The organism is Denitrobaculum tricleocarpae, assembly GCF_007004665.1.
Lineage (GTDB): Bacteria > Pseudomonadota > Alphaproteobacteria > Kiloniellales > Kiloniellaceae > Denitrobaculum > Denitrobaculum tricleocarpae.
Window position 1 is genome coordinate 67,432 of the sequence record NZ_ML660062.1, and the last position, 14,776, is coordinate 82,207.

A 14,776-nucleotide genomic window follows, 5' to 3' on the forward strand; every position below is an offset into this window, starting at 1 on the left:
GTGACTTACACCCAATCGAAATGATATTTTTCCAATCATTCGACACGTCTCCAGAACGCATCTCCAGGCCGAATCGAGAGCGCCCATTTCACTAAATAAAATTTATCGAAAATATTTCGGAATAAAGTTAACGGCTCGATTGTTCCATCACTACCAAGCGCTCGAGCCTAGCATGCGCTAGAGCATTAAGAGCCAAATTATGGAGTATGGAATGCCTTTCAAAATTAATTTCGTGATTGGTAGCAACAAAGACGACACGCTCAAGGGTGGAGAGGGCACAGACGTTATTTTTGGTCTGGGCGGAGACGACACCATCGAAGCCAATGGTGGAAATGACATCGTATTTGCCGGAAATGGCGACGACACTGTGAGCGGTGGCGACGGCGTCGACGCGATCTTCGGACAGTCGGGTGACGATGTGTTGATCGGTGACAAAGGCGACGACTTTGTCTTCGGCGGTTACGGCGACGACCGGATGATCTGGAACAACGGTGACGGCTCCGACTTGATGGACGGCGGTGCCGGATACGACACCACGGAAGTCAACGGCGCCGATGGTGCCGGAGACGAATTCGAAGTCGCAGCCAAGGGTTCCAATGTGGAATTCCAGCGTGTCAACCTGGGCCCGTTCAAGCTCGACATCAGGAACACCGAGGAACTGGACGTCAACGGCGGCGGCGGAGACGACAGCTTCAAGGTCGGCGATCTGGAAGGTACCGACCTGCAGGTCGTCAACTTCAACGGCGGCAAGGGTGACGACACCCTGGACGGAACCGAAGCCACACGCACCATCAACGCTGATGGCGGTGAGGGCGACGACCTTTTGAAAGGAAGCTCGGTTGCCGACCATCTGAAAGGCGGCAAGGGTGACGATGTCATCATCGGCAACAAAGGCGATGACACCATGGAAGGTGGTGAAGGCGACGACCTGATGATTTGGAACAACGGTGACGGTTCCGACTTCATGGACGGCGGCGAAGGCTACGACACCACGCAGGTCAATGGTGCCGACGGTGCCGGAGACAACTTCGAAGTGGCCGCCGGCGGGTCGGACGTCGAGTTCAAGCGCACCAACCTGGGTCAGTTCAAGCTCGACATCCAGAACACCGAGACCCTGGAAGTCAACGGCCAGGCCGGAGACGACACTTTCAAAGTCGGCGATCTCGAGGGCACCGACCTTGAGACCGTGATCTTCAACGGCGGCAAGGGCAACGACACCCTGGACGGCGACGAAGCCACCCGCAGCATCATCGCCGACGGCGGCGAAGGCGACGACCTTTTGAAAGGCAGTTCGGTTGCCGACCATCTGAAAGGCGGCGAAGGCGACGATGTCATCATCGGCAACAAAGGCGATGACACCATGGAAGGCGGTGAAGGCGACGACCGCATGATCTGGAACAACGGCGACGGCTCCGACTTCATGGATGGCGGTGCCGGGTTCGACACCGTGGAAGTCAACGGCGCGACCGCGGCCGGAGACAACTTCGAAGTCGCAGCCGGTGGCTCGGACGTCGAGTTCAAGCGCACCAACCTGGGCCTCTTCCAGCTCGACATCCAGAACACCGAGAGCCTGGAAGTCAACGGCGGTGGCGGTAACGACAACCTGAAAGTCGGGGACCTCTCCAAAACCGACCTGAAGACAGTCACCTTCGATGCTGGCGACGGCGACGACTTCCTCGACGGATCGGAAGCCACGACCCGCATCGAGGCCTTCGGCGGCAACGGCGACGACGTCCTGATCGGCGGCTCCGCGCAAGACCTCCTCAAAGGCGGTAAAGGCGACGACGTGCTTGAGGGCGGTGCCGGAAACGACGTGCTCGAAGGCGGCGCCGGAGACGACGTGCTTGAAGGCGGCCGTGGAAACGATCTCCTGAAAGGCGGTGCCGGAGACGACCAGCTCGAAGGCGGGCGTGGAAACGACATCCTGAAAGGTGGCCGCGGCGACGACCAGCTGGAAGGCGGACGTGGAAACGACGTGCTCGAGGGCGGTGCCGGAAACGACGTCCTCGACGGTGGTCGTGGCAACGACGTGCTCAACGGCGGTGCCGGCAATGACGAGCTTGAAGGCGGAAGTGGAAACGACGTCTTCATCTTCGAGCAGGGCACCGGCGACGACACCGTGCTCGACTTCGAGGTCGGCCGCGATGAGCTCGACCTCTCCGATTTCGGCTTCGAATCCTTCCAGGATGTTCTGGACGCAGCCGAAGACCAGGGCGACGACACGGTCATCGATCTTGGCAACGGTGACTCGGTCACCCTGGTCGGCGTGTCCGAAGCCGACCTGAGCGAGAACGACATCGCTATCTAGGCGACATGACGTGGGCCCGGTGTAACGCCGGGCCCACCCCCTTTTCCAAACATCAATCCATTCATTCGGCGCCGTGTTCCTTCGGCGCGTCTGCGGGCAAGTCCACGGGCGCGGCATTACCGCAGGCGCAGACTTAAAAGATCGGGAGTGTGACATGAGCAAGAAGCGAAGCGGTTTATCCGAACTCCAGGCCGCATTCCGAAGCTGCAACGGCGGCTTTTTCATGACCGGCACCTTCAGCCTGATCATCAATCTGCTGATGCTGAGCGGCCCGCTTTACATGATGCTGGTCTACGACCGCGTTCTGACCAGCCAGAGCACATCCACCCTGGTTTATCTTTCCCTCCTGATCGCGGGCCTCTTCGTCATCATGGGGCTGCTGTCGGCGGTGCGGTCCAAGATTCTCATCCGGATCGGCAGCCGGATCAACCTGCGCCTCAGCGAGCGGGTTTTCGAGGCGCAGATCAAAAAGTCCGCGGCCCGGAACAACAAGGGCCAGGACGGTGTGCGGGACCTGCAGACCCTGCGCGAGTTTCTGTCCGGCACCGGTCCCAGCACCCTCTTCGATGCCCCCTGGACGCCGGTTTACATCGCCGTCGTCTTTCTGCTGGACCCACTGCTGGGCTGGATTGCGACCGGCGGCGCGGTTTTGCTGCTGCTGCTGGCCCTGATCAACGAATTCATGACCCGCGGCAATCTGGCCAAGGCCACGCACGCCCTGGCTGAAAGCAATGAAATCGTCGCCGACAGCCGGAACAATGCCGAGGTCCTGGCCTCCATGCACATGCTGCCCGGCCTTTACCGTCAGTGGCAGAAGCTGCAGCACCGGGCGCTGCGTTTGCAGAACAAGGCCAGCGACCGCTCCGCGAGCCTTACCTCCATGACAAAGACGATCCGCCTGATGCTCCAGTCCGCGATCCTGGGCGCCGGTGCTTACCTCGCCATCAGTGGTGTCATCAGCCCGGGTGCCATGATCGCCGCGTCGCTGATCATGGGCCGTGGCCTCGCGCCGGTCGAGCAGGCCATCGGGTCCTGGCGCCATTTCATTGCGGCGCGCGGAGCCCACCGCCGGATCAGGCAACTGCTGGAAGACGTGCCCGCGGAGGAGCCGCGCACCTTGCTGCCGGCCCCCTCAGGCAGGCTGAGCGTGGAAAAGCTGTTCGCCGGTATTCCGGGCAAGGAAGGCAACAGCCTGATCCTCTCCAACATCTCCTTTTCTCTGAACGCCGGTGAGGTCCTGGCCGTGATCGGTCCGAGCGCTTCGGGGAAATCGACCCTCGCCCGTCTGCTGGTCGGTGCCTGGCCGCCGCACCACGGGCATGTCCGTCTGGACAGCGCCGATCTCTGGCAGTGGGACCGCGAGCAGCTCGGCCAATACATCGGCTATCTGCCGCAGGACGTGGAGCTGCTCAACGGCACGGTGAAGGAAAACATCGCGCGCTTCAGCGAAGAGATCGACGACAGCGCCGTCGTGGCGGCCGCCATGAACGCCGGTGCCCATGAAATGATCCTGGGACTGCCGGAGGGTTATAACACCACGATCGGCGCGGGCGGACGCCTGTTGTCCGGCGGTCAGCGGCAGCGGATCGGCCTGGCCCGCGCGCTCTACGGCGATCCGGCCCTGGTCGTGATGGACGAACCCAACGCCAGCCTCGACGCGGTCGGGGAGGAAGCGCTCAGCGAGGCCATCAAACACATGAAGACACGCGGACAGACCGTTGTGGTCGTCGCGCATCGTCCCTCGGCCGTGAAGCAGGCCGACAAGGTCCTGGTGCTCGACCGGGGCAGGGTTTCGGCCTTCGGGCCCAAGTCCGAGGTTTTCGCGGCCCTGTCCGAGCGCAACGCAGGCGATGGAAAAGCCGCCACTTCCACAAATGCCATCACAGGTCCCGGCGCAGGTCTCAGCACCGGCCCGAGGATCGTTGTTCAGCAAAGGAAAGCGTCATGACCCAACTGACCACAGAGCTTAAACCCGCCCCACGGTCAAACAAACCACCTGCCCCCTCCGACCGGATGACCGGACAGGTTGTTTTCGGACTGCTGGTCGTGGTCCTGATGTTCGGTGGCATCGCCGGCTGGACCATCGGCACCAGCATCGAAGGCGCGGTGGTCGCGCCGGGCATGGTGGCGGTCGAGAGCAACCGCAAAACCGTGCAGCATCTCGAGGGCGGCATCGTGGGTGAAATCTACGTCCAGGAAGGCGATTACGCGCAGGCAGGACAGCTGCTCATGCGGCTCGACGACACTCTGACCCAGGCAAACCTGTCGATCGTCGTCAATCAGCAGAACGATTTTCTGGCCCAGCGGGCGCGTCTGACCGCCGAGCTGACAGGCAGGGAGAGTATCGTCTACCCCACGCAGTTGCTGGACCGCAGTGCGGAGAGCGAAGTGGCGGAGATGATCGTGGCCCAGGATCAGCTCTTTACCGCGCGGCGCGAAGCCCGGGCGGCGGAAGCGGCCTCGGTACAGCAGCGTATCGCGGCCTTTAGCGAGCAGATCAAGGGCCTGAAGCAGCAGGGTAGTGCCGTGACCAAGGAACTCAAGCTCTCCCGTGACGAGCTGGAGGTCCTGGAGGGCCTGCTGCGCAAAGAGCTGGTGCCCGTGACCCGGGTTCTGGAACTGCGGCGCAGCCTTGCGCGGCTGGAAGGCCAACGGGCCGGCGGCCGGGCGCAGATCGCCAGCTTGAAAGCACAAATCCACGAAGCGGAAGCGCAGATCGCCCGCGCCGACAAGGATTTCCGGGAACAGGTGAGCCGGGACCTGACAACGGTTCAGGCGCAACTCTACACTGTGACCGAACAGCGGGCAGCCGCCGAAGACCGGCTGGAGCGCGGTGCAATCCGGGCACCGCAGGCCGGGCGGATCCTGGACCTGCGGGTCCACACCAGGGGCGGCGTGATCACGGCGGGCGATCCGATCATGAACATCATCCCCAGCGAAGACGAGCTGGTGCTGATGGCGCAGATCCCACCTGCGGACGTCGACCGGGTGAGCACGGGGCTCGACGCGACCATTCGCCTGACCGCTTTCAATCAGGACACGACCCCGGAAATCACCGGCAAAGTCCAGACGATCTCGGCGGATAGCGTGTACGACGAAGTCAAGCAGACCTCCTTCTTCCGGACCCAGATTTCCATATCCAAGGCCGAACTCAGCAAAATCGGCGGCCTGCAACTGGTGCCGGGTATGCCGGCGGAGATCCTGATCAAAACCGGCGAACGGCAGGTCATTTCCTACCTCATCAAACCCCTGCTCGACAGCTTCGCGCGCACATTCCGCGACGAGTGAGGATCCCCGGCGCCACGGCAAACAGGCCTGTCGTGGTGCCGGCCGGGTTACAAAGGCTTTTGTATCACCCGGATCCCGTCGGCTCTCTCCCATGGCAAATCAATACCCGGGATAGTAATTTTCCCTGCCGCTACACCAATTATTAAGCACTCTACTGTGTCATGACCTTGCAACCTGAGGTATCGACCGGAGTGATCTGATGAGAGGTTTGAAGACACTGGGCGCAATTGCGCTGGGGGTGTTACTGGCGGGCTGCGGCGACGACAATGCCAAGCCCGAGGGTTTCCCGGAATCCCGGGTACGTAACGACATTTACGGGGCGATATACAAACGCCCGGCGGTCACGACCGAGAATCGTGACGTGAGCTACTGGGCGCAGGATCTCGCGCTTGACTACAGCGCACCGCGTTTGAGTGATGCCCCGGCGCAGCTGGTGAAGGCCCGCAAATCAGCGGGCTGTTCGTTGCCGAAACCCTCTGCCGACGCCGAGGTGGTCTATGTGGAAATTTATTCGGGCCGGGATGATGCGCCGCTGTTTCTCGTCACCCCCAAGGACGTCGAAGGCGTTAAACGCTATATCGAGGCCAAGAATAAACGCCCCGATCTCGATCGCCTCTTGAGCTCCGGCAATGCCCGCCAGGTGGATGTTTTCGTCACAGAGGTGGAAAAGCCGGTCTATCTTGTCCTGGCCGCCTACGACACCACGATCTGGTCGCTTCAGCTTGCCGAGGGCGTCAAGCTCGACGGCGTCGCGGTTATCGCTTACGAAGCCCAGGCCCTCGCCCACGCCCCCAAACAGGCGCGTGTCAGCTATATCGTGCACGAGGATTCGCCGCAGTCACGCTGCATGACCGTTCCCCATCGCCCCGTCAATGAGAACTGGAAGGCGGTCGAGCGGGCGGCAAAGCAAAACCACGACCGGGGGTTCAATAAGATCCTCAAAGACGCCCGGCGGGACCATAGAAAATTCCGGAGCTGGATGCTCGGACGTGTCGGGCCGCCCGACCGGAACATCGATGCCTATCAGACGGCCCACGTCCTGATCGGCCCGAAACCGGCCACGCCCCTGCGCTATAAGCCTTTGACCGGCAGCGCGCTTGCCTACAGTGCGAATGCCATTGCGATCTGGGGAGACGAGAGCGATGCCGCCGCGGTCATCTACGACCTGGCGGAGAAGGGGAAGTAGGATCCTCGGAGATGTGCGAAGGAGCCGTGTGGAGGGGCCGGACAGATGGAAGCAGGCAGGTGTCGCAGTCTGTAGCGCTCCGGAAACCTGACCGCATCCGGCGATTCTACCTAAACGTGATCTGTCCTAGAACTCGGCCCAACCCAGTGATAGATTCGAGATCTGTTTGCACGACCGAGATTTACCGAAAGCCCCTCCATGCATGTTCTTCGCCGTTTCTTTCCGCGCCTGCTTGCCTGCGGGCTGCTGCTGTCCCTTCTGAGCGGTTGCGGGGTCAATGACATCCCGACCTACGACGAGGCGGTCAAGGCGGCCTGGGCCCAGGTGGACAATCAGTACAAGCGCCGGGCAGATCTGATTCCCAATCTGGTGGAGGTGGTCAAGGGCTTTGCGGCGCAGGAGAAAGATACCCTGACCGCTGTGGTCGAGGCACGGGCGAAAGCGACCCAGACGCAGCTCCCCAGCGATATCCTCTCCAACCCGGAGGCCTTCAGACAGTTCGAGGCGAACCAGGGCGCCATAGGCCAGGCGCTGTCCCGGCTTCTGGTGGTGGTGGAACGCTATCCTGATCTGAAATCAAATCAGAACTTTCTGAGCCTGCAGGCGCAGCTGGAAGGGACGGAAAACCGCATCGCCGTGGCGCGGCGCGATTACATTCAGGCGGTCCAGGTCTACAACACCGAGCTGCGCACCTTCCCGGGCCGGATCTGGGCCTCGCTGCTCTATTCCGAGATGGAAATCCGCGAGACCTTCACCCAGCCCGAGTCCCTGGCGGAACCGCCGCAAGTCACGTTCAACTGAGTGTCTTTGGTAAGTTGAACAGCATGCGTAACCTCAAGCCTTTTTCGCGCCCCCCGTTTCTGCTGCCGGCCCTGCTGATGCTTGCTGCCCTGCTTTTGCCGCCGGCTGCTGCTGAGGCTCTCGAATTCCCGGCGTTAACAGGGCGGGTCGTGGATAACGCCAATTTGCTGCCCCCCAACCAGGAACGCGGGCTGACCCGGCAGTTGGAACGGCACGAAGCGGAGACGTCCAATCAGGTCGTGGTCGTAACCCTCCCTTCCCTGCAGGGCACAACGATCGAAGACTACGGTTATCAGTTGGGCCGACACTGGGCGGTCGGACAGGCGGATCGCAACAACGGGGTGCTGCTGATCGTCGCCCCCGCATCGCGGAAGGTGCGCATCGAAGTCGGCTACGGACTGGAGGGGGACCTGCCCGATGCTATTACGAAGGCGATCATCGAACGGGAGATCCTGCCGGCCTTTCGGGACGGCGACTTTCCCCGTGGCATTGCGGCGGGCGTCAATGGAATCCTGGCCGCCATCGCGGGCAGCTACGCCCCGCAACCGCGATCCGCGTCGCCGCAGGAACGCTTCGGTCCGCTCATTCTCTTTTTGCTGGCCCTGGCGGTTATTCTTTTCGCCTATCTCGAAAAAGTCGGCGGCAGCAGCGGGACCGGAACCGGTTATCGCCGCAGCGGCTGGGGCGGCAGCAGCACCGGCGGCTTTGGCGGCGGCGGTGGCGGCGGTGGCGGCTTTAGTGGCGGTGGTGGAAGTTTCGGTGGCGGCGGATCGTCGGGAAGTTGGTGAGATGGGGGCGTTGGTGAGATGGCCTTTCTGAACGCGGAAGAGAAGCAGCGGCTGCGGGCTAAAATCAAGGAAGCCGAGCAGAAGACCAGCGGAGAGCTGGTGACGGTGATCGCGCGCGAGAGCGACCCTTACTCCTACATCCCGCTGCTTTGGGCCGCCGTGGTGGTCCTTGCTGTCCCGGTTATGGTCGTGGTTCTGGGTCTTTCCTGGTCGCTGTCACTGGTTTCGGTCCTTCAGATGGGGCTCTTTGTCGTCCTGGGCCTCGCCCTGCGGTGGCCACCGGTCAAGCTGCTGCTGATCCCGGCGAAAGTGAAACAACGCCGGGCCGCGCGCACAGCCCGTGAGGTTTTCCTGGAGCAGGGTCTCCACCACACCGAGGGGCGCTGCGGTCTTTTGCTCTTCGTTTCGGTCGGCGAACGCTATGTGGAGATTCTGGCCGACAAGGGAATAAGCGACAAAATCAAGCAAACCCAGTGGGATGCCATCGTCGCCGATTTTGTAAAGGCCGTGAAGGCGGGCCGCCACGCCGAAGGCTTCGAGCAGGCGGTGGAGGCTTGCGGGGCCCTGCTGGCCGAACACTTCCCAATCCAGCCCGGCGATAAGAACGAACTGCCAGACCATCTGATCGAGATCTAGGCCAGCTTTACAAGCATGATCAGCCGCCGCCAGCGATTCACCTTAAACCTGATCAGATCCCGGTGCTGATCAGGCCGCACTCTTCGCCTGCACCTTGAGGAACCTGCGGATTTCCTCCTTACAGCTCTCGCCGATATCGAACTGGATGTGCAGGCCTCTCGGCGACGAGGCGACGACGGAGGCGTCCAGTTCCGCGCGGAGGCCTTCGACGATCAAGGTCATTGTCTCGCCGGCTTCCTGAGCACCCATTCCCTCCAGCAGCGCGCCGCCAGCAGAGAGATTTGCAATTCGGCAGGTCTGCGCCGTGCCCTTGACGCGGGCATCTCCCTGCCAGGACCCCTCGATCCGCTCCTCCTTGCGGCGGTTTCCGGACTCGCGCAGGGACGACATGATCATCTCCATGCGCTGATCCAGCTGCGTGATGTTTTCCGAGGTTGAATTGGCGTTTTCCATCAGGCTGCCCGAATGTCCGCGTACCTGCTCGGTCTCACTGGCCACGTCGGAGATCTGATTCGAAATATCGTTCATATGTTGAACCGAAGACTGAACGCTCGCGCTGATCTCCTGTGTGGCCTGACTTTGCTGTCCGACCGCTTCGGTAATGGACTCCGAAATTTCGTTGATCTGTTTGATGGTCCCGCTGATCGAGCGGATTGCTTCAACCGCCCCTTCGGTTTCGTTGCGGATACTGCCGATCTGGCTGCTGATTTCCTCGGTGGCCTTGCCGGTCTGATTGGCGAGATTTTTCACCTCGGCGGCGACAACGGCAAAACCCTTGCCCATCTCGCCTGCGCGTGCCGCCTCGATGGTGGCGTTAAGCGCCAGCAGGTTGGTCTGCTCCGCGATGTCCTGGATCATGCTGATGACATCGCCGATCTTCTCGGCAGCTTCGGCCAGGCCGCCCACCGTCTGATCGGTGCGCGCCGCCTCTTCCGCCGCAGACTGGGCAATGCTGGAAGACTGATCAACCTGCCGCGTGATCTCGCTGATCGAGGCGGAGAGCTCTTCGGTGGCCGAGGCAACGGTCTGGATCGACCCATTGGCCTGCGTCGCGCCCTCGGAAACAACCGTCGTGCGCTCGTTCAAGCGGCTGATCACGTCGTTCATTTCAGAGGAGCTTCCCCGCATGTCTTCGGCTTGAGTGTTGATCTGCGAGACCGCCACCTGAACCTCGTCATTGAGTTCCCGGGCCAGCTCGTTCAGCTTTTGCTTGAGCTCCAGCTCCTGACGTGCCGCCCGCTCCTGTTCTTCGAGCTTCAAGCGCTCGACTTCACTGGCGTTTTCCTTGAAGACCTGGACTGCTTTCGCCATGACGCCGATTTCGTCGCCGCGGCCCTGGGCCGGAATCTCCGAGGTGATATCGCCGGCGGCAAGGCGCTCCATAGCCCCGGTCATTTGGATAATCGGACGCGAGATGGCCCGCCCGATAAATACCGCAAGAACCACGCCGAGCAGGATTGCGATGCCGGATACAACCTCGACCAATATCACGGCATCCTGCATATGGTTGGTCGCCAGCGGCCCCAGTTCGTCCTGCTTTCCCTTGTTGGAGAGTTTGATCTGCTCCATCTGATCGGCCAGCCTGGGACCGATGACGTCGAGGGTCCCCCGGATGATGTCGTTGCGTTCAAAGATCACATCGACAACCTGACCGAAAGTGCTCTGGTAACTTGTCGCCAGTTCGACGACCCTGGTCGCCAGCTCCCGGCGCGTCGGGTTCTGAAGTTCAGCAAGCATGTCCGTCGCAGAGTCTTTGAAGTCGCCGAGCTCCTGATTGGAACGGTCCGCGCTTGCCTGCTGGTTATCGACCAGGAAACGGTTCGAATAGAGCCGCGCCAACAGAAGATGACGCAAAGCAATGCCTGCACGATAGGCGGCCGTCGCATCGCCATCGTTGAAGGCGCTCTCCATGATCTTGGTCAGCGTGCGCTCGGATTCCGGACCGATGGTGTTGAGCTGGTCGACCAATTGATTCCGCTGAATGACCAGACCGGTCACCCCCTCAAAGGAAGAGCGGTAGTCCGCGATCTGCGCTGCCGCACCGACAATCGTCGGCAGATGCTGGCTGCCCTGGAACAGGGCTTGGGCGTCCTGGATGATTTGTTCGGTGGTCTCCGCCCGCTGGCGGACAGTATCCGCCGCTTCCTTGGTGTTCTTGAGGATATAGTCCTTCACACCCAGACGTGCCGACAAGAGGTTGGCCTGGATCCTGCCCATCTCATTGGTTTGCCGCGCCAGTAACCGGTAATCTCCGAACTCCTGGTTCGCACCGGAGAGGCCGAAATAGGACACGCCGCTCGCAATCGTCAGGAAAATCAGGATCGCGCCGAACCCAAGACCCACTTTCTTGCCGACCTTCAAATTGGAAAAGAGCCCATCGGCAGTGCCGCCGCGCGGCAACGCGGCCTCGGTTTCGGATGATGTTGTGGCACCTGCAGTGGTCTGATCATTAACAGCCATGATGGCCCCTCTTTGTGAATGAAGTTTTTCAACCCAGTTGTCCGTGGTTGAAACAAATAAACCGACAGTATAAAAACAGAGTTAAAATTCACGCGCATTGCGTTTATACTATGATTTCTCAGTGTTTTTCACATAACCATAGTAATCAAATAGAACAATAGCTGCGCATGTTTTCTAAAAATTGGATTCTGCACGCAACCTTGAAACGGCGCGCGCGACAAAAGCCCCTCTCGCCGCTTCATTGAAACAGGATGTGACCGAAGCACCTATGAGGTTGCACTATGATGAGGCCCGTTCATCTTCACGGCGGCGGCAGGAGCTTCCGGAACTCCGCACAGGGTTCGCGCGGGCGCAGCGGTCCCCTTCGGCTCCACATGAATTTCGGCGCGCTGCCGGATCAGGTTTAGGTTACGAGATCAATTGAGACGGTAGGTCTCGCCCGTCACCTGGTTGGACAGCGCTTTCACGACAGCCGAGATTTCGGATCCCTCCAAACGGCCGTGAGACTTCAAGAAGTCGTCCACCGCACGGTCCGAGTAGCGGCCAACCAGAACACCGTCCTTCATCCCCAGATGACTGCGCGCAAAAAGTACCGCACGCCCGTGACAGATAACGCAGTTGTCGCGGAACAGCGCGCCCGCATCGAGAATCTCATGAAAATGCGCCAGCACCACCTCGACCTGGGCAGGCGTAAGCTTACCGTGTCCGCGCGAGAGCAGGGCCCGAACACTCATGCCGCCATCGCGGCCCATGAGCTTTCCATCTTCACGCAGAACAGACTCCTGAACGAATTCACCGGCGTGTTCACTGTGGCAGCCGGCGCAGCGCTGTTCATAGAGATCATGTGGATCGGCCGACTGTGCCACGGCACTTGGGCCGGCAGCGGCCAAGAACGGGAAAAGCAAAGCAAGAACGATTGAAAACCGCGGTTTCATGATCACGCAACTCCAGTAGCGTATCCGGGAGATTAACGCGCTCCGGCCCGTGAGCTATTGACGGATGTCAACTGCCGGACCGTTTTTTGAAAAGAAACAGCGCAGGGTCTCTTCCTCAGGACGCGGGCAGTCACGGAAAGACAAAAAAGGGCCCCGCCAAGAATGGGACCCTTTTCACCTGGACTGCCCGCCGCTTGATACGGCGGCGCCTATGAGGCGTTTTATCAGGCGAGCTGCTTACGCCGCGCAAACCCGAAGGCGGCGAGGCCGAGACCGAACAGCGCCAGGGTACCGGGCTCGGGGATGGCCGGTGTGAAGACCGCAAAGGCGAAGCTGAGCCGGCCAAAGCCCGGATTATCCCGGCCGCCGGTAAGGGTCCCGCCCCGCACCCAAGGCAAGGGTTCGCTCAACTGCGTGATCGCCGCCAACATGTTCGTATCGAAGAAATAGGGCACAAAGACGACGTTACCCGTTGCGCCCGTCTCGTCAGCGACCAAGGGCGCAGCAGCGCCGTTCAGTTCCGCGACGATCGCCTCGATGGCCGTGAAGGGAGTCATGTTGTCACCGGCAAAGGTCGGCGTCAGAGCCGGCGCAGGGTCCGACCCGAAGACATCGTCGAACGAACCGATCTTGAAGGAAACGTTATAAAACCCACCCGAAATTTTAAGTCCTGTAATCCCAGTGGCATGCCCTGAAGCATTGGTAATAACGCCTGCCTGCGCAAACGATGCGCCTGATAGCAGCGCCACCGCAAGAACGAACGCCGAAAGAAACTTTTGCATGACTCATACATCCCCAATTCATGAGGCCGAACACGGCCCGATTTCAAGAACCCGGGGTTGTGCAATAACCATGCCGACGTGAAAGATCGTTAAGCCGCAAGGCGTTAGATCATGCGCGGATCGAGAGCCCGTATCAATTGTAAACAATTCCGACATTTTTGCGCGAAAATTCCTTTTCTTGAGAGCGTGAAAACATATTTTAATAATTGTTTTAATTTATTTTTCTTGAAATTATAATCTGTAAGATTTAACGACACTTTGTTGTGTAAAATAGAGCGGAAATAAACTCCTGCACACAAAAGAAACATTCTGTTCAGGAAACAATACAAAATACTCTTATGGTTGTTTTTTTATGTTTTAGCCGGCTCGACTAACCTTGCCGTCACTTCAACGAGAAAAGCGCTGCATTAAAAATCAAACCCGCTTCCCATGTCCGGCAAAGCCGCGGGACAAGACCCTACTCAGGGCTCCCGCCGAAACAAAAAGGGCCCTGCCTTCCGCAGAGCCCTTCTCCTGCTGATGTGCTGTGGCGTCACCCCGCGGCGGCGATCTGCTCGGCTTTCTTGACCATGACCTCGGCCTGTTTGATCGAGGCGATGTCGATCAGGCGGCCGTCGAGAGAGACGGCGCCCTTACCTTCCGCCTGGGCCTGTTTCATGGCGTCCAGGATACGCTGAGCCTGGGTGACCTCCTTCTCGGAAGGGGAGTTGACCTCGTTCGCAATGTCGATCTGACTGGGATGGATCGCCCACTTGCCCTCGCAGCCCAGCACCGCCGCACGGTAGGCCTGGGCCTTGAAGCCGTCCGGATCGGAGAAGTCGCCGAAGGGACCGTCGATGGGACGCAGGCCGTGGGCGCGGGCGGCAACCACCATGCGCGAGACCGCGTAGTGCCACATGTCACCCCAGTGATAATCGCGGGGCTTATCACCGTCCTTGTCGGTCAACACGCCATAGTTCGCGTTGGGGCCACCGATGACCGTGGTGCGGGCCTTGGTGGAGGCCGCGTAGTCGGCGACGCCGAAGTGCAGGCTTTCGTTGCGCCAGGATGCGGCGGCGATCTCTTCCACATTGGACATGCCCAGCGCGGTCTCGATGATCATTTCAAAGCCGATTTTCTTCTTCCGGCCCATGGCGTCTTCGGCCTGGGTGACCAGCATGTCGAGCGCATAGACGTCGGCGGCGGTGCCGACCTTGGGGATCATGATCATATCCAGGCGCTCGCCGCCCTGTTCGATCAGGTCCACCACATCGCGGTACATATAATGGGTATCCAGGCCGTTGATGCGCACGGACATGGTCTTCTCGCCCCAGTCCACATCGTTCAGGGCCTCGATGATGTTCTTGCGCGCCTGCACCTTGTCGTCCGGCGCCACCGCATCTTCCAGGTCCAGAAAGATCACGTCGGCAGCCGACTTCGCGGCTTTTTCGAAAAACGCGGGACTGCTGCCCGGCACGGCCAATTCACTGCGGTTCAGGCGGGCGGTGGCGGGCTCAACAATGGTGAAACTCATGATTTTCCTCGATCGCTCTGGAGCCATATCGGCTCTGTTGGGCCAACCGGATTGTGCTGCGCAGCATCCGGCATTCAAA

11 protein-coding genes are annotated in these 14,776 nt (G+C 60.3%); 7 read left to right on the top strand and 4 right to left on the bottom strand.

Going from position 1 to position 14,776, the window contains the following annotated elements; genetic code table 11:
- Positions 1-211 precede the first annotated feature (211 nt).
- From FKG95_RS24960 to FKG95_RS24990, 7 genes are all read left to right on the top strand, one after another.
- Positions 212-2,308 (top strand): calcium-binding protein, encoded by a 2,097-nt coding sequence (locus FKG95_RS24960; RefSeq protein ID WP_179954274.1) that lies wholly within the window; start codon positions 212-214, stop codon positions 2,306-2,308.
- A 154-nt stretch (positions 2,309-2,462) separates the two neighbouring features.
- Positions 2,463-4,256, top strand: coding sequence for a type I secretion system permease/ATPase (locus FKG95_RS24965; RefSeq protein WP_142899174.1), 1,794 nt, complete (start codon positions 2,463-2,465; stop codon positions 4,254-4,256).
- A complete protein-coding gene (locus FKG95_RS24970; RefSeq protein ID WP_142899175.1) occupies positions 4,253-5,596 on the top strand; it encodes an HlyD family type I secretion periplasmic adaptor subunit in 1,344 nt (447 codons plus the stop codon). The genes FKG95_RS24965 and FKG95_RS24970 overlap by 4 nt, the downstream gene beginning before the upstream one ends.
- A 199-nt stretch (positions 5,597-5,795) precedes the next feature.
- Positions 5,796-6,782 carry a hypothetical protein gene (locus FKG95_RS24975; RefSeq protein ID WP_142899176.1) on the top strand — a complete coding sequence of 329 codons (987 nt, stop codon included), beginning with the start codon at positions 5,796-5,798 and terminating at the stop codon, positions 6,780-6,782.
- Positions 6,783-6,980: 198 nt separating this feature from the next.
- Positions 6,981-7,583, top strand: coding sequence for a LemA family protein (locus tag FKG95_RS24980; RefSeq protein ID WP_142899177.1), 603 nt, complete (start codon positions 6,981-6,983; stop codon positions 7,581-7,583).
- A gap of 23 nt (positions 7,584-7,606) precedes the next feature.
- Positions 7,607-8,371, top strand: coding sequence for a TPM domain-containing protein (locus FKG95_RS24985; protein WP_142899178.1), 765 nt, complete (start codon positions 7,607-7,609; stop codon positions 8,369-8,371).
- 18 nt (positions 8,372-8,389) lie between these two features.
- On the top strand, positions 8,390-9,007 hold the full coding sequence (locus FKG95_RS24990) for a TPM domain-containing protein (protein ID WP_142899179.1): 618 nt from the start codon (positions 8,390-8,392) through the stop codon (positions 9,005-9,007).
- A 69-nt stretch (positions 9,008-9,076) separates the two neighbouring features.
- Here the strand turns inward: FKG95_RS24990 and FKG95_RS24995 are convergent, their stop codons facing one another.
- From FKG95_RS24995 to FKG95_RS25010, 4 genes are all read right to left on the bottom strand, one after another.
- Positions 9,077-11,467 (bottom strand): methyl-accepting chemotaxis protein, encoded by a 2,391-nt coding sequence (locus FKG95_RS24995; protein WP_142899180.1) that lies wholly within the window; start codon positions 11,465-11,467, stop codon positions 9,077-9,079.
- 416 nt (positions 11,468-11,883) lie between these two features.
- Entirely contained in the window at positions 11,884-12,402 is a 519-nt protein-coding gene (locus FKG95_RS25000; protein WP_142899181.1) for a cytochrome c family protein, read from the bottom strand.
- A 224-nt stretch (positions 12,403-12,626) separates the two neighbouring features.
- Positions 12,627-13,184: a PEP-CTERM sorting domain-containing protein gene (locus tag FKG95_RS25005; RefSeq protein WP_142899182.1), complete on the bottom strand. Its 558-nt coding sequence runs from the start codon at positions 13,182-13,184 to the stop codon at positions 12,627-12,629.
- A 532-nt stretch (positions 13,185-13,716) separates the two neighbouring features.
- Entirely contained in the window at positions 13,717-14,697 is a 981-nt protein-coding gene (locus FKG95_RS25010) for an HpcH/HpaI aldolase/citrate lyase family protein (RefSeq protein ID WP_142899183.1), read from the bottom strand.
- Positions 14,698-14,776 lie beyond the last annotated feature (79 nt).

Excerpts from the sequence above, each read along its gene's own strand:
- FKG95_RS25005 (WP_142899182.1), bottom strand. The coding sequence starts at position 13,184 with ATGCAAAAGTTTCTTTCGGCGTTCGTTCTTGCGGTGGCGCTGCTATCA.
- FKG95_RS24980 (WP_142899177.1), top strand. The coding sequence starts at position 6,981 with ATGCATGTTCTTCGCCGTTTCTTTCCGCGCCTGCTTGCCTGCGGGCTG.
- FKG95_RS24995 (WP_142899180.1), bottom strand. The coding sequence starts at position 11,467 with ATGGCTGTTAATGATCAGACCACTGCAGGTGCCACAACATCATCCGAA.
- FKG95_RS24970 (WP_142899175.1), top strand. The coding sequence starts at position 4,253 with ATGACCCAACTGACCACAGAGCTTAAACCCGCCCCACGGTCAAACAAA.
- FKG95_RS24990 (WP_142899179.1), top strand. The coding sequence starts at position 8,390 with ATGGCCTTTCTGAACGCGGAAGAGAAGCAGCGGCTGCGGGCTAAAATC.
- FKG95_RS25010 (WP_142899183.1), bottom strand. The coding sequence starts at position 14,697 with ATGAGTTTCACCATTGTTGAGCCCGCCACCGCCCGCCTGAACCGCAGT.
- FKG95_RS24960 (WP_179954274.1), top strand. The coding sequence starts at position 212 with ATGCCTTTCAAAATTAATTTCGTGATTGGTAGCAACAAAGACGACACG.
- FKG95_RS25000 (WP_142899181.1), bottom strand. The coding sequence starts at position 12,402 with ATGAAACCGCGGTTTTCAATCGTTCTTGCTTTGCTTTTCCCGTTCTTG.
- FKG95_RS24985 (WP_142899178.1), top strand. The coding sequence starts at position 7,607 with ATGCGTAACCTCAAGCCTTTTTCGCGCCCCCCGTTTCTGCTGCCGGCC.
- FKG95_RS24975 (WP_142899176.1), top strand. The coding sequence starts at position 5,796 with ATGAGAGGTTTGAAGACACTGGGCGCAATTGCGCTGGGGGTGTTACTG.
- FKG95_RS24965 (WP_142899174.1), top strand. The coding sequence starts at position 2,463 with ATGAGCAAGAAGCGAAGCGGTTTATCCGAACTCCAGGCCGCATTCCGA.